General features: G+C 72.6%; 17 protein-coding genes and 1 pseudogene. 4 read left to right on the forward strand and 14 right to left on the reverse strand.

Annotated features, from left to right (window positions below):
• Window positions 1-166: 166 nt before the first annotated feature.
• Complete coding sequence (locus ACFV9M_RS18400; protein WP_385063109.1) at window positions 167-598, forward strand: type II 3-dehydroquinate dehydratase; 432 nt, start codon at window positions 167-169, stop codon at window positions 596-598.
• On the opposite strand, the gene ACFV9M_RS18405 is transcribed toward ACFV9M_RS18400, so the two are convergent.
• Window positions 556-3669 (reverse strand): AAA family ATPase, encoded by a 3114-nt coding sequence (locus ACFV9M_RS18405; RefSeq protein ID WP_385063107.1) that lies wholly within the window; start codon window positions 3667-3669, stop codon window positions 556-558. The two genes, ACFV9M_RS18400 and ACFV9M_RS18405, sit on opposite strands and share 43 nt — an antisense overlap.
• A 3-nt stretch (window positions 3670-3672) precedes the next feature.
• Window positions 3673-5088 carry a cation:proton antiporter gene (locus ACFV9M_RS18410; protein ID WP_385063105.1) on the reverse strand — a complete coding sequence of 472 codons (1416 nt, stop codon included), beginning with the start codon at window positions 5086-5088 and terminating at the stop codon, window positions 3673-3675.
• Between the two features lie 154 nt (window positions 5089-5242).
• On the opposite strand from ACFV9M_RS18410, the gene ACFV9M_RS18415 reads away from it, so the two are divergent.
• On the forward strand, window positions 5243-5968 hold the full coding sequence (locus ACFV9M_RS18415; RefSeq protein ID WP_385063103.1) for an NADPH-dependent F420 reductase: 726 nt from the start codon (window positions 5243-5245) through the stop codon (window positions 5966-5968).
• Here the strand turns inward: ACFV9M_RS18415 and ACFV9M_RS18420 are convergent.
• The 11 genes from ACFV9M_RS18420 to ACFV9M_RS18470 form a co-directional block, all read right to left on the reverse strand.
• Window positions 5944-6924 carry a GNAT family N-acetyltransferase gene (locus ACFV9M_RS18420; protein ID WP_385063101.1) on the reverse strand — a complete coding sequence of 327 codons (981 nt, stop codon included), beginning with the start codon at window positions 6922-6924 and terminating at the stop codon, window positions 5944-5946. The genes ACFV9M_RS18415 and ACFV9M_RS18420 overlap by 25 nt on opposite strands.
• Before the next feature lie 201 nt (window positions 6925-7125).
• On the reverse strand, window positions 7126-8280 hold the full coding sequence (locus ACFV9M_RS18425) for an L-dopachrome tautomerase-related protein (RefSeq protein WP_385063099.1): 1155 nt from the start codon (window positions 8278-8280) through the stop codon (window positions 7126-7128).
• Window positions 8277-9284 (reverse strand): sugar kinase, encoded by a 1008-nt coding sequence (locus tag ACFV9M_RS18430; RefSeq protein WP_385063097.1) that lies wholly within the window; start codon window positions 9282-9284, stop codon window positions 8277-8279. The genes ACFV9M_RS18425 and ACFV9M_RS18430 overlap by 4 nt, the downstream gene beginning before the upstream one ends.
• A 4-nt stretch (window positions 9285-9288) precedes the next feature.
• A complete protein-coding gene (locus tag ACFV9M_RS18435; protein ID WP_385063095.1) occupies window positions 9289-9939 on the reverse strand; it encodes an RraA family protein in 651 nt (216 codons plus the stop codon).
• Window positions 9940-10013: 74 nt separating this feature from the next.
• Window positions 10014-10982, reverse strand: a complete 969-nt coding sequence (locus ACFV9M_RS18440) for a C-terminal binding protein (RefSeq protein ID WP_385063093.1) — start codon at window positions 10980-10982, stop codon at window positions 10014-10016.
• Window positions 10979-11635: a bifunctional 4-hydroxy-2-oxoglutarate aldolase/2-dehydro-3-deoxy-phosphogluconate aldolase gene (locus ACFV9M_RS18445; RefSeq protein ID WP_385063091.1), complete on the reverse strand. Its 657-nt coding sequence runs from the start codon at window positions 11633-11635 to the stop codon at window positions 10979-10981. The genes ACFV9M_RS18440 and ACFV9M_RS18445 overlap by 4 nt, the downstream gene beginning before the upstream one ends.
• Window positions 11632-12915 (reverse strand): MFS transporter, encoded by a 1284-nt coding sequence (locus ACFV9M_RS18450; protein ID WP_385063089.1) that lies wholly within the window; start codon window positions 12913-12915, stop codon window positions 11632-11634. Before ACFV9M_RS18450 ends, ACFV9M_RS18445 begins: the two co-directional genes overlap by 4 nt.
• A 302-nt stretch (window positions 12916-13217) precedes the next feature.
• Complete coding sequence (locus ACFV9M_RS18455) at window positions 13218-14168, reverse strand: LysR family transcriptional regulator (protein ID WP_385063088.1); 951 nt, start codon at window positions 14166-14168, stop codon at window positions 13218-13220.
• A 733-nt stretch (window positions 14169-14901) separates the two neighbouring features.
• Window positions 14902-16434, reverse strand: a complete 1533-nt coding sequence (locus ACFV9M_RS18460; protein WP_385063086.1) for a hypothetical protein — start codon at window positions 16432-16434, stop codon at window positions 14902-14904.
• A complete protein-coding gene (locus tag ACFV9M_RS18465; protein ID WP_385063084.1) occupies window positions 16425-16952 on the reverse strand; it encodes a DUF2690 domain-containing protein in 528 nt (175 codons plus the stop codon). Before ACFV9M_RS18465 ends, ACFV9M_RS18460 begins: the two co-directional genes overlap by 10 nt.
• Before the next feature lie 225 nt (window positions 16953-17177).
• Entirely contained in the window at window positions 17178-17306 is a 129-nt protein-coding gene (locus tag ACFV9M_RS18470; protein ID WP_385063149.1) for a hypothetical protein, read from the reverse strand.
• Here ACFV9M_RS18470 and ACFV9M_RS18475 point away from each other — a divergent pair.
• Both ACFV9M_RS18475 and ACFV9M_RS18480 read left to right on the forward strand, forming a co-directional pair.
• Window positions 17248-17382 (forward strand): annotated as a pseudogene (locus tag ACFV9M_RS18475) (IS3 family transposase); the annotation flags it as partial. The gene ACFV9M_RS18470 and the pseudogene ACFV9M_RS18475 sit on opposite strands and share 59 nt — an antisense overlap.
• Before the next feature lie 234 nt (window positions 17383-17616).
• Window positions 17617-18999: an MFS transporter gene (locus ACFV9M_RS18480; RefSeq protein ID WP_385063146.1), complete on the forward strand. Its 1383-nt coding sequence runs from the start codon at window positions 17617-17619 to the stop codon at window positions 18997-18999.
• Between the two features lie 96 nt (window positions 19000-19095).
• Here the strand turns inward: ACFV9M_RS18480 and ACFV9M_RS18485 are convergent, their stop codons facing one another.
• Window positions 19096-21069 carry a helix-turn-helix domain-containing protein gene (locus ACFV9M_RS18485; protein WP_385063083.1) on the reverse strand — a complete coding sequence of 658 codons (1974 nt, stop codon included), beginning with the start codon at window positions 21067-21069 and terminating at the stop codon, window positions 19096-19098.
• Between the last annotated feature and the right edge of the window lie 18 nt (window positions 21070-21087).

Below are 21087 nucleotides of genomic sequence, written 5' to 3' on the forward strand. Positions count from 1 at the left end.
CCCCCTCAGTCGTTTCTCACAGCCGTTCGCGGTGCCGCTCTCGGACGCCCGGGTGCTAAATTCACGAATCCGCCCGCCGACAAGTGCGCGGGGCCCGCCGACGCGTAAGCGGGGCCCGCCCAGGGGTGCGCGCCGACCGTCGACGAGCGCGCTGGAGGAGGAAGCGATGCCCGACCTGCTGCTGCTCAACGGCCCGAACCTCGGCATTCTCGGACGGCGCGAGCCGGAGATCTACGGCACGGACACGCTCGCCGACATCGAGAAGGCGGTCGCCGACGAGGTGGCCGGCCGGGGCTGGCGGGTGGTGGCCCGTCAGCACGACGGCGAGGGCGAGATGGTGCGCACGGTGCAGGACAGCTACGAGACCGTCGGCGCCATCGTCAATCCGGGCGCGCTGATGATGGCGGGCTGGAGCCTGCGCGACGCGCTGGCCAACTTCCCCCGGCCGTGGATCGAGGTGCACCTGTCCAATCTGTGGGCCCGCGAGCAGTTCCGGCATGCGTCGGTGCTCGGCCCGCTGGCCAACGGGGTGATCTTCGGGCTCGGCGCGCCGGGCTACCGTCTCGCGGCGCGGGCGCTGCTGGAGACCGTGGACTGACCGGCCCCCGCCGCCTGATCCGCGAGCACCGGCGTCAGCTGGGCACGGCCGGCCACCCCCAGCCTGCGGAAGATCCGGGTGAGGTGCTGTTCCACCGTGCTCGCCGTGATGAAGAGCCGGGCGCCGATCTCGCGGTTGGTGTAGCCGTCGGCGGCCAGCGCGGCGATCCGTCTCTGCTGTTCGGTCAGCGCCGACCAGTCCTGCCGGTCCGGCACCTCCACGGGCTCGGGTTCGCAGAAGTCGCCGATCTGCGCGGTCCCCGAGTGACGGGCGAACCGCCGGGCCCGGTGCGCCGCGCGCCGCGCGGCCTGCCGGTCCCCGAGGCGTTCCCGCTCACGGCTGAGGTCGCTCAGCGCACGGGCCAGCTCGGCCGTGTCACCCGCGTCCCGCAGCACCTCGACGGCGTCGGTGAGCAGTTGGGCGCGGCGTCCGGGCGGGCCGGCCGCGGCGAGCATCCGCAGCGACAGGCCGCGGGCCCGGGGGCTGCCCGGCGGCAGCGCCGCCATCTGCTCGCGCAGCAGCCGACGGGCCTGCTCGGGGTTTCCCTGCCGCAGCCAGGCCTCGGCGGCTCCGGTACGCCAGGACACCAGACCGATGGCCGCGCTCCCCCACCCCCGGGTCAGCTCGGCGCAGGACAGGAAGTCGGCGAGCGCGGCCTGCTCCATACCGGCGGCCAGCCGGTGGCAGCCCCGTGCGTGCAGGTAGTGCAGGCCGTAGCGGCTCTCCGGCAGCGCGTCCGGGACGGCTTCGGCGAGCAGCCGCTCGGCGTCGTCGGACCGCCCCATGCCGACGGCCGCCTGGACGGCGCAGCCCAGGGGCAGTCCCGCCGCCACTCCCCAGCCCGGCACCGTCAGCGTTCCCAGGGCGGCCGTGGCCCCGTCGTACGCCTCGGACAGCCGCCCGCGTCGCAGGTCGATCTCGGCGCGCACCGCGGTGAGCAGGGCCGACCACACCGGCACCGATCGGACCCGGGGCGCGCCGAGCTGCCGGTCGCACCAGGCCCCGGCGACGTCGAACCGCTCGGCGGAGATCAGGCAGAGCAGCGCCAGCAGGACGGCCTCCGTGCTCCACAGCGTCCCGAGGTCCGGGCGTACGCCCCGCAGTACGCGCTCCGCGACGCGCGCGAGATCGGCGGGCCGGCCGTGCACCAGGGCGTCGGCGAGCGCCGCCGCGGCCGGCAGCGCCTCCGGGCCGGGGTCGCCGGACGGGCGCACTCCGGTGGCGGTGCGGCGCAGCGGGTAGGTGGCGTTCAGCCAGGCGGTGGCGGCGGCGTGCGGGGGCCGCGCCAGGTGCCCGTCGAGCACGTCCAGTACGGCGTCGATCTCGTCCAGCCGCCCGGCCCAGGCCAGTTGCCACACCAACTCGACACCCGCAGGCGGATCACACCGCCCGGCGAGCACGTCCTCACGCACCCGACCGAGCCGGCCCGCGGCCCCGGCGGGAGCGAGATGCCACTCGACACGCGTCAGCCGGGCATGCAGGGTGGCCCGGGAGAGGGCCGCGGACTCGGCTACGGACCGAGCCGCGGTCGTCGCCGCGGTCGTGACCGCGGTCGTGACCGCGGTCGTCGCCGAGGACTCGGTCACGGACTCCGCGGCGGAGCCGGCCTCGGACACCCCAACGGATCCTGCTACGGACCGTGCTCCGGAACCGACCGCGAACCCGGCTACGGACCGAGCCGCAGGTCCAGCCACAGAGCCCGCCGCGGACTCCGGTACGGATTCCGCCGCGGACCCGCCTCCGGTATCCGCCGCAGACCCGCCGCCCCCGGTATCCGCCGCGGACCCGCCCCCGGTATCCGTCGCAGACCCGCCCCCGGTGTTCGCTGCCGTGGCGAGCCGGAGGAAGTCCACCGCGTCCGGTAGCCGGCCGGCGGCGGACGCCTGCGCTGCCGCGGCGGTGAGGACCCACGGCGCCCAAGCCGGCTGCTCGGCGGTGCCGGCCTGCCGGAGTTGGGTGGCCACGTCGCACGCCGCGACGCCCTCGTCGCGCAGTACCTGGGCCGCCCGTCGGTGCAGGGCGCGCCGCGTGCCGGCCGGCAGCCCGGCGAGTACGGCGTCGCCGCCGTGCCAGTCCCGCAGATCGGCGTCGGGGGCCAGACCGGCGTCGCGCAGTGCGTGCGCGACACGCTCGACCTCGTCCCGACCGGTACCCGCGAGCCGGGAGACGCGGTCGCGGGAGGCCAGCGGGCCGAGTGCGGCCCAGGCGCGGACCACGGCCAGGGCCGGTTCGTCGGCGTCGCGCAGGCAGCGGGTCATGGCCCGGTCGGCACCCTCGGGCACGGGTTCGGCGGCATCGGGCCGATGCGCGTCGAGCAGGCAGTGCAACACCAACGGGTTGCCGCCGCTGGCCTGGTCGAAGGCACGGACCGTCTGCGGGGCGGCGGGGGCGCCGAGCCGCCGGGCCAGCACCTCGGCGACGCCGCGCTCGCTCAGCGGCGCCAACACCACCGGGCGCAGGGCCGGGTCGGTGAGCAGTTCTGTCAACTGCGGCGCAGGCGGTGGTGCCAGCCCCGGGCGGACGGCGAGCACGAGCAGGATCCGTGCCGCGGCGGAACGGGGCAGCAGTGCGGCCAATCCGTGCAGCGACGCCGTGTCCACATGGTGCGCGTCGTCGACGGTGATCAGCACCGGCGCGGTGCCGGCCAGGCGGGCCAGCGCCACGGCCAGCGCGTGCAGGTGCCGGGGGTCCGGCTCGGTGCCCGTTCCCGCGGTGAGCGCGTCGAGAGGGGCGGTCAGTCGCCCCGCGAGCGCCGAGGGCACGGCGGCCGAGTGGACGAGTTGTGCCAGGACTCCGTAGGGCACGAGCCGCTCGCGCGGGGTGGCCGTGGCGTGCAGGGTGATCGCCCCCTGCTCGGCGACCGCCTCCCGGAAGCACGCGAGCAGGGTGCTGCGGCCGATGCCCATCGGCCCGCGCAGCACGGCCCACCGCCCGCGCCCCCGGGCGGATTCGGCGTACAGCCCGGCGAGTCGTGCCATGACGCCGTCCCGCTCGACCAGGCCGGCGGCACGGGCCGAGCGGGACAGGTCGGCCGGCGCGCGGAGCGGGCCCGCGGGCGACAGGTCCAGCACGCGCTACTCCCGGTCGCCCCGCTCCGGCAGGACGAGTTGCTGTTGTGGCTCTTGTGGCCGTTGTTTCTGTTGTTGCTGCTGTTGTTGCTGTTCCGCGGCATACGCCAGTCCGCCGCGCAGCCGCAGTTCCTCCTCGCCGGTGTGCTCGACCCTGGCCATCGCGTAGCGCAGGATCGGCGGCGCCATCACCGACGTCACGATCGCCACCAGCACCACGATCGTGTACGAGGCGACGTTGAGGACGCCGAGCCGCAGACCGGTCATCGCGACGACGACCTCCACGACACCGCGCGCGTTCATCCCCGCGCCCAGCGCCAGTGCCTCCCACCGGTTGAGCCTGCTGGTCAGCGCGCCGATGTAGGCACCGGCGAACTTGCCCACGATGGCGGTGAGCAGCACCACGATGCCGGTGAACAGCACGACGGGGCGCCCGAGCGCGCTGAGGTCGATGCGCAGTCCCGCGGTGGCGAAGAACAGCGGCGCGAGCACGGCGAACACGGCGGTGCGCAGTGCGGCGATCCGGCCGTTGACCTCGACGCCGCTGGTGCCGATGAGGACGCCGCCGACGAAGGCGCCGAAGAGGGCTTCGAGCCCCATGGCGTGCGTGCACGCGGAGCAGGCCACGATGATGATCGCGGAGGCGGCCACCGCCGGCGCCGCGTCGTCGCCGCGGGTGGCCTGCCGCAGGATCCATCGCACCAGCGGGCGGCCGACCAGCCAGGCTCCGACGAGGACGACCGCCAGCCACATCAGCGAGAGCGCGACGTTGTGCGCGCGCACCGCGCCGGTGGCCATGGCGGAGACGACCGACAGCATGAACCAGCCGAGCGCGTCGTCGACCATGCCCGCCCCGAGCGTCAACTGACCGATGTTGCGGTGCAGCAGCCGCATGTCGGACAGCGTCTTGGCGATCACCGGGATGGCACTGACGCACATGGTCACGCCGAGGAACAGGGCGAACGTGGCCCGGTCCTCGCCGCCGGAGAGGACGTCGGCGGGCAGCAGTAGCCCGAGTCCGACACCGAGGCCCAGTGGCAGCAGGAAGCCCGCCAGACTGATCCGCAGCACCGTGGTACCGCGCCGCCGGATCATCCCGATGTCGAGGTCGACGCCCGTGAAGCCGACCAGCAGGAGCACGCCCAGCTGTGCGGCGGCGTCGAGCAGGTGGAGCTGTTCGATCTCCGGCGGGAACAGCCAGTCCGAGATCGACGGCACCAGATGCGCGAGCACGGTGGGCCCGAACAGCACGCCCGCACTGAGTTCACCGACGATGGCCGGCATGCCCAGCCGCCGGGCCAGCCGGCCGAGCAGCAGCGCGGCGAGGAGCAGCAGCGTCACCTGGGTCAGGAAGACGAGCAGCGGATGGGCCGCCAGCGGGGCCACCGGGGCGGCCAGGACGACATCGGTTCCAGACCTCACCAGCTGATCCCCCTTCGGTCCGACAAACGGATGCGCAGCTGTCGGGGCAATTACTCGGCACGCCGGAGACATCGGCCGGAAACGTCAAGGCGGAATCCGTTCCGTAAACCCCGGGAAACACCACGGAGGACTCCCGGAAATCCGATGCACCGCAATGCGCCACCCCGTATGCCGGAGCCTTACCGGTAACCGTGCGCACGGGACTCCGACCCGAGGAAATTACCACGCGCAACCTTCGCGAAAAGGGCCGCGAAAGAGGACTACCAAGAATGGTGGGTCAGGACCGACCCGCACGATCGCTCCAGTCGACTGCCACGGCGCACCTGGCCGTCGGCCGGCGGGCGCCGCCGTAACGGTCCGTGCGCACCGTCAGCGTCGGCACGCTCTGGTGGCAGAACTCGGCGACCGTGCCCGCGCGGCCAACCCGAGCGAAGCAGCGAGCGCCGGTGATCTGGTCCTCGCCGCCGTGCCTCTGGCAGCCCACGAGCGGCTGCCCCGAGCTGAGCTCTCCGGCAAGACCGTGATCGACCCGATGAACTACGCGGTGTATCCCGGCTTCTCGGTTCCGCGACTCGACAGCAACGAGCTGACCTCCAGTGAACTGGTGCAGCGCCACCTCGCCGGCAGCCGGGTGGTGAAGGCATTGCACAGCATCGGCCCCAAGCAGCTGCTGGAACTCTTCCGCCCCGCCGGAGCCGACGACCGCACCACGGCACGGCCTCAGCCCCCGTGTCCGACTGATCCGCGCGCCGATCCCCGTAGAACCACTGTTTTGCCCGCCGCCACGGCGGGCGCGAGATGTTCACGGGTTCGGGCGGCACCGGGCCGTCCTCGCAAGCCGAGTGTGGCGGTATCTCAGCGCCAGTCGTCGATTACGTAGGCGTCGGGGTGGCTGTAGCCGGGTTCGTTGGGCCTGTGCATGGTCACGCCCTGCAACCAGGTGCGGAACCCGCGGTCGACCATGCGACGGTAGGCATCCGGGCGGCCCAGGTTCATCCCGGCGTCCAGTTGACCCAGTCCGCGCTCGGCGGCCAGCTGCTCGCACGCGTCAAGCAGTCGTTCGAACCGGTTGGCGGCCTCCGGGCCAGGGCGTACGGCTCCGAACTTGACGAAGCACACGTCCTCGCCGGCCTCCGACCCGGCTCCGCAGTGGCAGACGGCCAGGCCATCGAGCTCGGAGCCGGCGCCCTGGAGCAGGATGGTGTCACCGAGCCCCTGCGCGTGCGTGGCCACGATCTCGCGTTCCAGGCTCAGGCCCTCGTACACGGCCCCGGTCAGTGCGCGACAGAGGCTCAGGGCGTCGGGCTGCCCGGCGGCGGGCAGGTGGCCGTACAGCACTCGGCCGGGGACTGCGGCACTGCCTGCCACCTGCTTCTTCATGATGGCTGTGAGGAAGCGGGGCCAGAAACCGTACCGGCGGTAGAGCTCGAGGTGCTTCGGACTGTGCGAGAAGGTGAACAGGCCCAGGTGGCGGTTCTCCCAGGTGTCGAAGCAGTCCATGACCGGCTCCATGAGGCGCCTGCCGACGCCCTGGTCCCACAGGTCCGGACGCACGGTCAGCGGGCCGAAGTACCCGACGCTGCCCCAGTTGGCGGCGAAGTTCGATCCGGCGAGCTCGCCCTCGACCGTCGCTGCGAAGGCCGCCCGCGGATCGGCCGCCCAGCGGGTGCGGACGTAGTCGGCGGTCCCGAAGAACGTCTTCGGATCGGGAGCCCCGAGGAACGTCCCGAAAGCGACCCTGAAGATCTCGTCGGCCCGATCCAGGTCCGCCTCACCCAGCGGGCGGACCGACAACGGGCCCGTGCCACTTGTGCGCTCCCCTGCCGGTGGGGCCATCGCTCTCTCCTTCCCGACCCCCTGTTTCATCGCACCACGGGCGTGCGCCGCAGGCGAGGCGAAAGGCGCACCGATACCCAGGTACCCACCTCACCTCGACTTCGTGCCCATTCAGACCGTCATCGCATGGTCCCGGGGAGCGGCGGACGCGCGGGGGCGGCTTCCCGGGAAGGGAGCCGCCCCCGCGGTGTGCGGCGTCGGCTAGCGTAGGCGGACCGGGCCGGCGTCGACCGGTATGCGGATCAGGAGGTAGGGCGCGCGGCGCAGGTCGTGGCCCTCGTGGTAGTCCGCCTGCCGGTTGAGCTGGTTGGCGATGGCGTACAGGTGTCCGTCGGAGGCGACGGAGAGGGTGTCGATCCAGACCAGGTCCGGTCCCTGGGCGAGGGTGTCGTACGTGCCGTCCGGATTGCGGCGCCACAGCGCGTCGTGTTCCAGGTCGCCGCCGTAGATGCGCCCTTTGTCGTCGCTCTCCAGCCCGTCGGCCATCGGCTTGGCGCCCAGGTCGACGACGGTCGCGGCGACCTGGGCGTCAGTGGCGTCCGGGTCGGCGAGCGCGTCCAGACGGACGCTGTGCAGCCGGCGGCTGGACAGCGGGCAGTAGTACAGACGCTCGCCGTCCGCGCTGACGGCGATGCCGTCCGAGCCGACCTCGTAGTAGGTGGGCGCGGCCCCCGCCGGGCGGTTCATGAACGGCTCGCCGTCGATGACCGGCAGGAAGTCCTCGTCCGGCAGCGTGGACGGGTGGCCCGCCAGGCGGCGCCACGAGCGGCCCGTCGCCAGGTCGACGACGATGATGCCGTTGCGGCCGCCCGAGTCGGTGATGAACGCCGTCCCCGCGGCGCCGCGCCGCAGATCGAAGCGCACGTCGTTGGGGTAGCTGTCCGACGGCACCACGTCGGACGGGAAGAGGATCTTGCGGACGATCCGGTTGGTGCGCAGGTCGACGGCGACCAGTTTCGGACCGCCGTAGGAGGACGCGGCGAACAGCGGGCTGCCGGTGTCCAGGATCCACAGCCGGTCGAGGGGGTCGACGACGACGCTCTGCACCGACTGGAAGTGCCCGGCCAGGTCGCTCGCGTCCTCGCGGTTCACCTCGGTGTCCGGATAGGCCACCGCCTTCCCGCCGCGCAGCTCGGCCACGGTGAAGGGCACCTCGTCCCCCCAGCGGGGGAAGTTGACGAAGACCCGGCCGCGACGGGAGACGGTGACACCGGTCGGCATCGCCCGCCGGAAACGGGCGACGACTTCGTACCCGACGGTTCGTGCGCCCGTGGCGTACGCCGGTGCGGCGAGCCCGGCGGCCGACACGGAGGCCGCGGCGACGGTGGTGGCTGTGAGGAACGTACGGCGTTTCATGCGTGTGTTCCTTCCTCGGCTACTGCGGTCTCCCCGGCGCTGTAGAGCCGGGCGAGGATCTCCGTCCGGCCCGGGATCGGCCGGACGGCGCCGTGTCCGGTGGTGGTCAGGGCAGCGGCGACGGCCGCGTACCGGGCGGCCTCGACCGGCGACGCACCGTCGACCAGCCGGGCGGCGAACGCCCCGTCGAAGGTGTCGCCGGCGCCCGAGGCGTCGATGGCGGTGACCCGGTGGGCCGGTACGCGGGTGACGGTGTCACCGTCGGCGACCAGCGCCCCCTGCTCGCCGAGCTTCAGCACGACCACCTCGGGCCCCCGGGCACGCAACGCCCGCAGCACCGCCTCCGGCGACTCCTCGCCCGTGAGCATCCGGCCCTCGTCGATGTTGGGCAGGGCGATGTCGCACAGCTCCAGGCTGCGCAGGATGATCGCCCGGGCCCGGTCGCCGGACCACAGCGCGGGCCGGTGGTTGGGGTCGTAGGTGACCAGCGTCCCGTGGGCGCGGGCCACGTGCATGGCGTGGAAGGCGGCGTCACAGGCGGCGGTGCCGATGGCCTGGGTGATACCGGTGACATGCAGCAGCCGGGCGTCGGCGACCGCCTGCTCGGGCACGTCGGCGGGGGCCAGACGGCTGGCCGGCGAGTCCGCCCGGTAGTAGGTGAAGCCGTGTCCGGCCGGGCCGCGCGCGATGAAGTAGATGCCCGTACGGCCGCCCGGTTCCCGTACCACATGGGCGGTGCCGATGCCCTCGCGCCCCCACAGACGGGTGAGTACGGTACCGAAGGCGTCGTCGCCGACCCTGGTCACGTATCCGGCGCGGGCGCCGGACCGGGCCGCCGCGACCAGGAAGTTGGAGGTGTCGCCGCCATAGCCGACCGCGAAGGACTCGGCGTTCTCCAGCGCGCCGTCGGCGTCGGCGTTGAACTCCAGCATCGGTTCGCCCAGGGCGAGGATGTCGGCGGCGGGCACCGCCGGGGTGTCGGTGCTGGTCGGGGTGTTCGTCATGGCCTCAGATCCGGTTGTACTTGGCGAGGCCCTCGCGCAGCGAACCGGCCTGCAGGATGAGCTTGGTCTGCTCCTTCTCGCGCTCCTCGATGTCCGTCGCGATGCGCAGCACCTCCTCGACGTGACGGGCGGGGATGCGGACCACTCCGTCGCTGTCGGCGACGATCAGGTCACCCGGCTCGATGGTCACACCGCCCATGACGACGGGCTCGTTGAGGGAGAGGGTCTTGATCCGGCCGAGGGTGGTGGCGGGCACCGCGCTGCGGGCCTGCACCGGGAAGCCGAAGTCCCGCTTGATCTCCTCGACGTCCCGCACACCCCCGTCCAGGACGGCACCGGCGTGCTGGTTGGCGACCGCGCCGGCGGTCATCAGACCGCCCCAGACCGCGACGTCCGCGCCGTCGGCGGCGATGCAGATGACACTGCCCGGCGCGGACTCGTCGATGGCCCGCAGCGCGTGCGTCGGGGCCTCGGCGTCCTCCGCGGGCACCTCGCGGACGGTGACCGCGGGGCCGACGATCTTGCCGGGGACGACCGGCTTGATGGCGCCGTCCAGGTAGCCGCGCACCCCGACCTGCTCGGCGGCGTCGGCGATGGAGGCGGTGGTGATGGCGCGGAAGGCGTCGAGGACGTCCTGCGGGTAGGTGGCGGGCATGGCTGCTCCTTCGGTTGTGCGCCCCGGGAATCGGCCGGGGTGTGCGGTGGGGGATCGGGGAAGGGAAGTCGGTTTCACAAGGCGGCGGTGCGGGTGCCGGTGACCACGGCGTGGTCGGGCTTGCCGGTGCGCGCCCAGGTGACGACGTTGAGGGCGGCACGGCGCCGTACCTCCTCCTCGGCCTCCTGCGAGTACCAGGCGGCGTGCGGGGTGGCGATGACCCTGGGGTGGCCGACGAGCGGGTGGTCCGCGGCGACCGGTTCGTCGGTCCAGGTGTCGACCGCGGCGAGCGAGAGCTGCCCGGACTCCAGGGCGGCGTGCAGCGCCTGTTCGTCCACCAGGCCGCCGCGCGCGGTGTTGACCACGATGGCGCCGCGCGGCATCAGGCCGAGCCGGCGGGCGTCGGCGATGTGCCGGGTGCCGTCGTTCAGCGGAAGGTGCAGGGACAGCACGTCGGACCGCTGGAACAGCTCGTCCAGGCCGACGCGTTCCACACCGGACGGCCAGGACGCGTCCGGCAGCGACGGGTCGTAGGCGACGACCGCGCCGAACCATGGTGCCGCGCCGGCGGCCAGGGTGCGGCCGATCCGGCCGAGCCCCAGGACGCCGATGGTCAGCGTGGACAGCCGGCGGACGGGGCCGGTGGCCAAGTAGTCCCAGGTGCCGCCGGCGCTGAGCGCGTCGTACTGCTTGAGGTGGCGGACCCCGGCCATGACGCCGGCGAAGGCGTGCGCGGCGACGTCCTGGGTGCCGTAGTCGGGGACGTTGGCGATCCAGATGCCGCGCTTCTCGGCGCCCGCCAGGTCGAAGTTGTCGACGCCGACACCGTAACGGGAGACCAGGCCGAGGCTCGGCGCCGCCTCGTAGACCGCGTCGGTGACCGTGGCCCACTGGACGATCAGCGCATCCGCGTCCCGCGCCGCCTCGGCGACCTCCTCGGGGTCGCGGACCTGGGCGCGGACCACGGTCAGTCCGGCCTCTTCGAGAACGGCACGCTCGATGTCGAGGTCGGGGTATTCGGAGTCGGTGATGACGACTTTCACGTGGGAACTCCCGTGGGGGTGGTGGTGCGGGCGGTGCGTATCCGGGCCAGCAGCGCGGCGGCCGTCTCCCGGGCCCGGTCGAGAGCGGCGGGTGAGGCGTCGGCCGGGGCGAGCGCGCCCCCGGCGCCGACGGCCGGGGCGCCGGCCCGGATCCAGTCGGCGGCGTTGTCCGGGCCGATGCCCCCGGTGGGGACGATCGGCAGGCCGGGGAAGGGACCGCGCAGGGCCCTGAGGTAGTCGGGGCCCACGGCCGAGGCGGGGAACAGTTTGACGGCGGCGGGGCGGTGGGCGGCGGCCGCCATGACCTCGCTCGGGGTCAGCGCCCCCGCGAGGAACGGCACGCCGCCGTCGGCCAGCGCGCGGCCCAGCATGGCGTCCGTGCCCGGACTGACCAGGAACGCCGCGCCCGCCGCCACCGCCTCCCGGACCTGTGCGGGCCGGGTGACGGTGCCGACGCCGACCAGGACGTCACCGGGCAGTTGGCCGCGCAGCCGGTCGACGGCGGTGAGGACGCCCGGGGTGGAGAAGGTGAGTTCGACGGCGCGGACGCCCGCCTCGACGAGGGCGTGGGCGGTGGCCACGGCGTCGTCGGCGGACCGGCTGCGTAGCACCGCCACGCAGCCCGCGTCCTCAAGCCTTTCGAGGAATGTCACTTGGCACTCCCCAGCGGCGCGATCCGGCCGATGACCAGTCCGTAGACCAGGGCGCCGGTGATCGACACGGCCCCGGCGACGGTCAGCGGCACCGCGTAGGACCCGCCGCCCGCGTCCAGCAGGGCACCGACGACGATGGGGCTGAGGAATCCGGCGAAGTTGGAGCCGAAGCCCTGGATGCCGGCGAGCGAGGCCACGTTGCCCGGGGCCGGTGCCACGTCGGAGGGCAGGGCCCACAGGCTGGAGGCGGCGAAGGTCAGCGCGCAGTAGGAGATGGTGAGCAGGATCAGGGCGGTGGCCGCGTTGGGGGCGGAACCGGCGAACACGATCACCGACGCCACCAGCAGACCGCTGACCAGCGGCACCTTGCGGGCGAAGGAGACCGGCCGGCCGCGGGCTATCAGACGGCCCTGGAGCAGCCCGCCGAGCCACTGCGCGGGCATGGCGCACAGCGCCGGGATCATGCCGAAGAAGCCCAGCTTGAGCAGGTCGAAGCCGCGCTCGTCGACCAGGTAGGACGGGAACCAGGTGATGAAGAAGTACAGGACGAAGGAGAGGCAGAAGAAGCCGAGCATCATGCCCCAGGTGGCGCGGTGCGCGAACAGCGCCCGCCACGGCAGGGCCTCACGGGCCTGCTCACCGCCGGCCGGCGTGTCGGTCTGGATGTAGGCGCGTTCCTCGGCGGAGAGCCTCGGGTGGTCCTCGGGGTCACGGTAGAAGCGCAGCCAGAACAGGCCGAAGAGGAGTCCTACGACACCGGCCGCGACGAACGCGCCGCGCCAGCCGAGCAGGGCGATGACGCCGGTGATCAGCGGCAGGGAGACGGCGCTGCCCATACGGGCGCCGCTGTCGAAGATGGAGGAGGCGAGCCCGCGTTCCTTCTGCGGGAACCAGCGGGAAACGATCTTCGCGCTGGACGGGTAGGCGGGGGACTCGCCCACCCCCAGCAGCATCCGCAGCAGCACCAGGACGAGCAGTCCGGTGGCGGCGCCGACCAGCATGGTGAGGATCGACCAGACGATCAGCGCGTAGCCGTAGAGCCTGCGCGGCCCCACCTTGTCCACCAGCCAGCCGGCCGGGAACTGCATCAGCGCGTAGGTCAGGGAGAACGCGCCGAGCAGGACACCGGAGGCGGTGCCCGACAGGTGGAGGTCGTCCGACATGTAGGGCAGCGCGATGCTCAGGTTGGCGCGGTCGATGTAGTTGATGGCGGTGCCGGCGAAGACGACCGAGATGATCCCCCAGCGGGTGCCGCGGAATCCCTTCCCACCCGACGACACCGGAACATCTCTCGCCGTGTTCAGCTCATTACTCTCCGTGGCAGAGGGCATACGTGCTCCAGAGTGATACGGCCGTGCGGCGGTTGGACGGGGACTGCCGCGAAGGGTGGGGACGAGGCCGTGGCGGCCGGTGGACGACATCCTTCGCCGGACGGCCCGGAAGCGGCTCGGACCGTCTGCGACAAGAGGCTATGCAGACTTGTCGTGCGCGTTAAGCACAGGTTTCGAATGCCTGTATTCGCATTGCTGATGTGGGCACGCGCAGGGCGGCGGCGCCCCGGCGGGTTGTGGCGCGGCGGGATTCAGCAGACGGTGGCGACGTCCTGCTCCGGCGGGGGCTGTGTGCCCTGCGGAATCGGGGTGGTGCCGAGAAGGCGGAAGAGGGTGCGCGCGGCGGGGGTCAGGGAGCGGGAGGTGTCCCAGAAGGCGGCGACCCGGCGGCCGCAGTCCCCCTCCAGCCGGCGCACCGCCACGCCTGTGGTGTCCGAGACCTGCGCCGCCAGGGCGTTCATGATGCCCACGCCCAGGTTCTCCCGGACCAGCCCGATGACCGTCTGGGGCTGGTTGGTGGTGTGCACGGGCTGGAGGTCCTGTCCGCGGTCGCGGAAGAGCTTGTACCACTCGAAGGCCATGTCCTCCGCCCGCCCGATCGTGATGACCGGGTACTCGGCGACGGCGGCGGCCGGCAGCGGGCCGGGGAGCGCGGCGAGCGGATGGTCCAGCGGATGGACGATCACCAACGGCTCACGCCACAGCACCTGGTGGCGCAGGGACTTGGAGACCGGCGGCGGGGTGAGCGGCCGCAGGCACACATCGATCTTCCCGGCGGTGAACGCCTCGTCCAGTACCGGGATCGAGTGGTCGGAGAGGACCACTTCGATGTCCGGGTTGGTTCGGGCGAGCGCGGTGAGGACACGGGGCACGAAGGCCGCGCTGGGACTGGGATAACTGCCCAGGGTCACCACACCCCGCGCGGTGCCGCGCCGGGCGGCCATGGCTTCCTCCGCCGCGTGCAGCTCCCCGAGGATGCGGCGGGCGTGCTCGGCCAGCGCCGTACCCGCGTCGGTCAGGGCGACCGGCCGTCTGCGCCGGTCGAACAGCGCCACCCCCGCCTCCCGTTCGAGCGCCGCCACATGCATGCTGACCCGGGGCTGGGAACGGTGCGTGGCCTCGGCGGCGGCACCGAAACTGCCGGTGTCCACCACGGCGAGGAACGAGACGAACCACTCCAGCCGGACATCGCTCCTGAGCACTGCGACCACCCATCCCGACGCGCTGCCACGCCGGTGTGCGGGGCGAAACGTGAGTCCATAGTCCCAAACGTCCGACAGCAGGACCTCCTCCGCCTCGACGTCTCCACGGAGACGTCGATCATGGCGTCGTCCGGGGTGTGCTGGACGGCGTTGCCGATCAGATGGTGCAAGGCCTGCTGCAGCCGGGGTACCTCCAGGTCCCCAGTGACGTAGATGGGAGCGGAGGGTGTAGGCGGATGACGCGGTCGGGAGCGATGACCCGGGCGTCCTGGACTGCGTCCCTTGCCAGCCGCCGCAGGTCGATCGCGTCGCTCGCCGGGGGCCGACCGGTGTCCAGGCGCGCCAGCAGGGAGAGCTCCTGGTGACGTGGCTTTGTCGGTGAGTTACGGCTCTGGTCCACTTCGTGTGGTCGCGTACACGGGGTGACTGTTGATCTTCGCCTAATGGTGGTTTCGGTGGTCGTAGGCGGTCAGTGCGCGTATGACCGGCCGGCCGCGCCTGGAGGTGGCTCCACTCATCAGGCCCCCTGGAACTGATCATCCAGGCTGGCGCGGTGACTGATGGGCAGGAGCGGGTGCGGCCGTCGGGAGTGTGGGCCACGGCGGTGGGGGTGGCCAGGGTGCGGGCGCTGGAGACCGAGCGGTCCGGTACACGGCTCCGCGCCGCACGACCCCTGCAGCGCGTCACCGAGGCCTGGACCGGGCGGGTACCTGCCGTCCGTCTCGGCCGCCCCTCACGTGTCGGTGCCGAAGACGCGCAGCCGGTACACGATGCCCTTCGCGCCGTCGTTGTACGCCTGGAGGAAGAACGCCGCCGTGCCCTGCCGGTGCAGCGGGCTGCCGACCGGCCTCTTGTTCTGCCGGTAGCTCTTGTCGAGGAGGGGCAGCATGCCGTCGAGCCACGTCGCCGCCGAGGCGGGCCGGGACTTCGGGTGGTCCAGCTTCGCGCAGTCCTCCAGAAACTTCTCGTGGTCGGCCGCCTTGTGGCCCGCCGAGCAGACCAGCGACTCCAGCTCACCGGACAGGCTCCAGGTGACGCTCAAGGACAGCTTGTCGTCGGAGGACGCGTCGGCGGAGCCCGCGGAGTACAGGACGGCGGGGACCTCGTCCTGGGGGTCGAGGTCGCTCTTCTTCCGCTCGCTCAGCTCGATGTGCCACCCCTCGGCCACCGCGTCGACGTAGGCCGTCCCGGTGTACCCCTCGGCGAAGGGAGCGCCGGAGACCGCGGAGGTGGTCAGCAGGTGCCCCTGACGGGAGGCGGCCAGCGGTTTGCCGGGAGCCTCCGTCTTGCGCAGGCCGGGCGCCTTGGACACGTCGATGCCGGACACGTCACCGGCGACGAGGTCGCGGCCGTGGAGACCGAGCGTGCCCAGCGGGGCCGTGCCCAGCCGGGTGAGCCGCTTGCCGTCCCAGCGGTGCAGCACGTCCTTGCCGCCGGTGACGACGCCCAGGTCGACAGCTCCGTCCGCCGCCGCCGTGAGCGCGAACGGGCGTCCGGGGAGCTTGGCGAGCGGGGCCGTGGACCCGTCGGCGGCCACCTTGACGAGATCGCCGCCGAGCACGTCCAGATCGCCGTCGTCCGTGGGCACCGGATTGGTCAGCTGGCCGGTGACGTCGTGGGAGGCGACCGTCTTGCCGGTCTTGGCGTCGACGTCGTAGGGCTTGGTCGTCCCCTTCGCCGAATCGCCGGTGTCGCTGCGGGTGAAGGTGACCGTGTCGCCCCGCCCGCAGCCCGGCGAGAAGTACGCGAGCTGGACGCCGGTGATCGACTGGGTGGCCTTGCCCGTCTCCAGGTCCACGACGGCGGCGAAGGCCCCGTGCCGGGTCAGCTCGGGGGTGTTCGTCGCTGTGGAGGGGGCGTAGACGGCGGCCGCGTACCGGCCCGAGCCGGTGGTGCACACATAGCCGGTCCACAGTCCGATGCCGTCGAGTCCGGACTGCGTGAGGGTGGCCAGCTCCCGGTAGCGGAACGAATCGGACTCGTCGGCCACCAGTATGTGGAAGCCCGCGATGTCGCCGGTGCCGATGACCGAGCGGTCCTCGGAGGTCCGCCGGCTCTTGCCGAGGGCCGTGTCGGGCGAGGCGAACGGCCGGCCGTCGGACGACGGCGCGGCGGTCGCCTGCGCGGCGGGCTCGGCGGAGGCGGCGCCCGTGGCGGGCAGCAGCCCGGCCAGGGCCACCGCACAGGACACGGCGGCCGTCCGGGCCGTCCATGCCGACGCGTGTCCGCGCGGGCGCGAGGCTCCGCACCGGTTCGTCAGTGCCATTGCGTGCACTCCCCCGCTGTTCCGTCCTGCCACGACTCGGGCGAGGGGTCGAATCCCTCTCCCATCTCGGTCGTGCAGCCCTTCGCCAGGACATTTCCACCGACCATGGCGGAGGGCTTCGCCACGTCGTCCGGGTCCACATAACCGGTGGAGAACGACTGCTCGCTGCCGCCGAGCTGCGGCACGTAGAAGATGTTCAGGGACTGCGGCCACAGGGACTCGCTCGGGCTGAGCGTCAGATAGGCCCAGGACGCGGCGCATTCCGGTGAATAGAGGAACGACAGCGACAGGCCCGTCTCCGTGAGTTCCTCCAGGACCCGGGCGTCGTCGTCGCATCCCATGGCGGCGGGGTTGAGCCCGGTGCAGGCCGACCCCTTGCAGCTGTCGGCCGAAGCCGGTCCCGACCCCAGGAAGACGCAGGACAGGGCGAGAACGAGGGCGAACAGGCCGGAGGTGATCGCGGGGGAACAGAAAGAGCGGACTTTTGCTGTCCCCGGGCGTCTCGCTTTCCAGTGCATCAACAATTCATCACGATCGACGGTTTTTGCGCTTCCGCTCGGATCAGGCGCCGGAATTGCATTCGGGTACATGCCCGACCACGGCGCGTGATCAAGATTGACGCGGCTCCGACGACCGGGACAATCAAACGTTCGTAAAGATCGTCACGGAATTCAGGCCCCGTCGGCCGGTAAACCGGAATTCCATGAATGCGACGGGAAAGGCGCCGCTATAACCGAACTTGTTCAGGGGACCGTCCCCGCTCGCCCGTTCAGCACGACCACCGAGGCCAGGAGCAGCGCGCCCGCGGCGGACAGCGTCCTCGACCGCCGCGTCTGGGCCACCCGCCAGGAGTTGCGGATCGCGATCGTCACCTGGATCGAGTGGGCCCACCACCGGCGCCGACGGCAACGACGCCTGGGCCGATTGACCCCCGTCGAGTACGAGACCACCGTGACCCCACCGCAGCTCTGGCTGCATAAACCCCACTGTCACCCGATCATGCAGCAGTCCCGTTCGCGCCCTCGTCGGCGCCGTCCTGGAACCCTCGCACCACCTCCATGGTGGGTGCGCGCACTCCCGCGCCCAAAACTATGGTGCCCCACCACATACGCCTCTGACCTGCGCCTTCCTACGGTATGGCGACACGCAACCGTCCCCGTCGAACGCCAGGAAGTGGTGCCGATGTCGTCGCCCGCAGCCGTTCCACCAGCCCCGTCGAACCTCAAGCGCATCGTCGCCGCCTCCCTCATCGGCACCACCATCGAGTGGTACGACTTCTTCCTCTACGGCTCGGCCGCCGCCCTCGTCTTCAACAAGCTGTTCTTCCCCGACTCCGACCCGCTCGTCGGCACGCTGCTGTCCTTCCTGACCTACGCCGTCGGGTTCGCCGCGCGGCCGCTCGGGGCGCTGGTCTTCGGGCACTACGGGGACCGGCTGGGACGCAAGAAGTTGCTGGTGCTGAGTCTGCTGCTGATGGGCGGGGCGACGTTCGCCATCGGGCTGCTGCCCACCCACGCCACCATCGGGACGGCCGCGCCGGTGCTGCTGACCCTGCTGCGCCTGGTGCAGGGTTTCGCGCTGGGCGGTGAGTGGGGCGGGGCCGTGCTGCTGGTGTCCGAGCACGGCGACGCCCGGCGGCGCGGGTTCTGGGCGTCGTGGCCGCAGACCGGGGCGCCGGCGGGCCAGTTGCTCGCGACCGGTGTGCTGTCGCTGCTCACCGCCGTGCTGTCGGACTCCGCCTTCGGCAGCTGGGGGTGGCGGATCCCGTTCCTGCTCTCCGGTGTACTGGTGATCGTCGGTCTGTGGATCCGGCTGTCCGTCGACGAGTCGCCCGTCTTCCGGCAGGCGCTGGCCCAGGCCGAGGCGCGCAAGGCGACACAGGCGGCCGCCGAGAAGCTGCCGCTCGTGGCCGTGCTGCGGCACCACTGGCGTGATGTGCTGGTCGCCATGGGTGCGCGCATGGCGGAGAACATCTCCTACTACGTCATCACCGCCTTCATCCTCGTCTACGCCACGACCTCGGCCGGGGTCTCCAAGCAGACCGCCCTCAACGCCGTCCTCGTCGCCTCCGCCGTGCACTTCGCCGTGATCCCGGCCTGGGGGGCACTCTCCGACCGAATCGGGCGGCGTCCCGTGTACCTGCTGGGCGCGGTCGGGGTCGGACTGTGGATGTTCCCTTTCTTCGCGCTCGTCGACACGGGCGGCTTCGGCAGCCTCCTCCTCGCCGTGACCGTCGGTCTGGTGTTCCACGGGGCGATGTACGCGCCCCAGGCCGCGTTCTTCTCCGAGATGTTCGCGACCCGGATGCGGTACTCCGGCGCCTCCATCGGCGCGCAGTTCGCCTCGGTCGCGGCCGGCGCGCCGGCACCGCTCATCGCCACCGCGCTGCTGGCCGACTACGACAGCTCAACGCCGATCGCCCTGTACGTGATCGCCGCGGCCCTGCTGACGGTCGTCGCCGTGGGCGCGGCCCGGGAGACCCGTCACCGCGACCTCGCCGAGATCGATGCCTCCGCCGACGCGGAACCCGCGACGGCCCCGGCGGCGGACGCCCGCGCCGTCTGACCCCGCCCGATCCCGTCGCCCCCCGTACGCCGGCCCGCGTACGGGGAGGGATGGGATCGGGGGTGAGCGGGATCGGGGGTCAGCGGGATATGGGGGTCAGCGGGATATGGGGGACGCCAATCGGTGCAGTCTGAGGGCCAGTTGGATCTCCAGGGCGCGGGACGGGCTCTGCCAGTCGTCGCCCAGGAGGCGGCCGACGCGCTCCAGTCGCTGGGCCACCGTGTTGACGTGGACGTGGAGTTCGTCCTTGGTGCGGGCCGGGCTCATGCCGCTGGCGAAGTACGCGTCGAGGGTGCGCACCAGGTCGGTGCCGCGCCGCTCGTCGTAGGCGACGACCTGACCGATGGTGCGCTCGACGAAGCCGCTCACATCGCGGCGGCCGGCGAGCAGGAGCCCGAGGAAGCCGAAGTCCTCGGCCGCCGCTCCGTCGCCGGAGCGCCCCAGCAGGCGCAGGGCGTCCAGACAGCGGCGGCCCTCCTCGTACGCGGCGACCACCGCGTCGGGGCGGACGGTGAGGTCCTGGACCGGCGCGGAGGCGCCGACGGTGACGGCCTCGCGGACGGCGGTGCCCAGCCGGCGGGCGGTGCGGCGGGCCAGCTCCGTCGCCGTGTCACCGGGTGCGAGGGGCAGCAGCAGGACGGTGCCGCCGTCTCGGGCGGCGGCCAGGCCGTGCCGGGTGGCGGCGAGGTGGGAGGCGGCGGACCACAGGCGCCGGCGGGCGACGGCCTCCTGATCGGCGTCGGCGGCGCCGGCGTCCAGGCGGGCGGCGAGCACGACGTGCGTGGCGTCGAGGTCGGCCCCGAGCCGCGAGGCGCGCTCGCGCAGCAGGCGCGGGTCGCGGTCGCGGGCGTCGAGGAGGTCGTCGAGGAGTTCGCCCCGCACGCGCTGTTCGGCCTCGGCGGCGGAGCGCCGGGCGAGCAGCAGCAGGGAGGTGACCATCGCGGCGCGCTCCAGGGTGCGCTGGTCGACGGGGTCGAGGCCGGGGTGGCCGCGCAGGACGAGCGCGCCGAGCAGTTCGCCGCCCGCGGCGACGGCGGCGACCCAGTCGTCCCGGTGCCGTACCGCGTGTCCTTCGGCGCGGGACCGCTCCAGCGCCTCGGATGGTGTGTCGGCGGCCTCGGTGAACTCGACCGCGCCGTCGAGGACCTCCGAGACGGCGGCCGCCACGTCGTGGACGCCGCCGCCGCGCAGGACGAGCTCGGCGAGCCGGTCGTGGACGTCCGAGGCTCGTTCGATGACACCGCTGCGGTCCCGGATGATCTCGTTGGCGCGTTCCAGGCCGGCCAGGGCCGAGCGGGTCTCGGTGAGCAGGTTCGCGGTGTCGATGGCGGCCGCGGCCAGCGCCGCGAAGGAACCGAGCAGCGCGATCTGCTCCCGCTCGAATACCCGGGCGCGCCGGTCGGCGGCGAACAGCACTCCGATGACGTTCGCCCCCAGGGTCAGCGGGACGCCGAGGATGGCCACCAGGCCCTCGTCGTGGACGCCCGCGTCGATGGTCGTGGTGTGCCGGAAGCGGTCGTCGCGGAAGTAGTCGTCGGTGACGTACGGACGGGCCGTCTGGGCGACGAGGCCGCCGAGCCCCTCCCCCATGCCGAGGCGCAGCTGCTGGAAGCGGGCGGCGACCGAGCCTTCGGTCACCCGCATGTAGGTGTCGCCCCTGACCGGGTCGTTGAGACTGAGGTAGGCGACGTCCGTGCCGAGCAGGGAACGGGCCCGCTGCACGATGGCCTGGAGGACGGCGTCGACGTCGCGCAGGCCCGCCAGGTCGTGGGCGGTCTCGAAGAGCGCCGACAGCTCGGTCTCCCGCCTGCGGAGCCCCTCCAGCTCCGCGCGGACCCGCAGCGCGAGCAGCTTGGCGTGTTCGAGTGCCGCGATCCGCTCGACGGGGAGCCCCTCGGCGCGCGCGAGCAGGACCGGCCGTTCGTACGCCTCGGTGGGTGCGCCCCGGGCGAGCAGCGCGAGGAACGGCGCCTCGACGCCGTCGGAGGCGCCCGGGGCCGCCTCGGCACCTCGGGGTGCCTGGGCATCGCTGACGGAGCGCTCGGCCGGCTCCACGTGATCGCGGGACATGTCCACAGGATCACTCAT

It is taken from the genome of Streptomyces sp. NPDC059895, assembly GCF_042731035.1.
Classification (GTDB): Bacteria; Actinomycetota; Actinomycetes; order Streptomycetales; family Streptomycetaceae; genus Streptomyces.

Coding starts and splice junctions, on each gene's coding strand:
- ACFV9M_RS18400 (WP_385063109.1), top strand. CDS start 167: ATGCCCGACCTGCTGCTGCTCAACGGCCCGAACCTCGGCATTCTCGGA.
- ACFV9M_RS18415 (WP_385063103.1), top strand. CDS start 5,243: ATGCGCCACCCCGTATGCCGGAGCCTTACCGGTAACCGTGCGCACGGG.
- ACFV9M_RS18420 (WP_385063101.1), bottom strand. CDS start 6,924: ATGGCCCCACCGGCAGGGGAGCGCACAAGTGGCACGGGCCCGTTGTCG.
- ACFV9M_RS18425 (WP_385063099.1), bottom strand. CDS start 8,280: ATGAAACGCCGTACGTTCCTCACAGCCACCACCGTCGCCGCGGCCTCC.
- ACFV9M_RS18430 (WP_385063097.1), bottom strand. CDS start 9,284: ATGACGAACACCCCGACCAGCACCGACACCCCGGCGGTGCCCGCCGCC.
- ACFV9M_RS18435 (WP_385063095.1), bottom strand. CDS start 9,939: ATGCCCGCCACCTACCCGCAGGACGTCCTCGACGCCTTCCGCGCCATC.
- ACFV9M_RS18460 (WP_385063086.1), bottom strand. CDS start 16,434: ATGGCACTGACGAACCGGTGCGGAGCCTCGCGCCCGCGCGGACACGCG.
- ACFV9M_RS18465 (WP_385063084.1), bottom strand. CDS start 16,952: ATGCACTGGAAAGCGAGACGCCCGGGGACAGCAAAAGTCCGCTCTTTC.
- ACFV9M_RS18480 (WP_385063146.1), top strand. CDS start 17,617: ATGTCGTCGCCCGCAGCCGTTCCACCAGCCCCGTCGAACCTCAAGCGC.
- ACFV9M_RS18485 (WP_385063083.1), bottom strand. CDS start 21,069: ATGTCCCGCGATCACGTGGAGCCGGCCGAGCGCTCCGTCAGCGATGCC.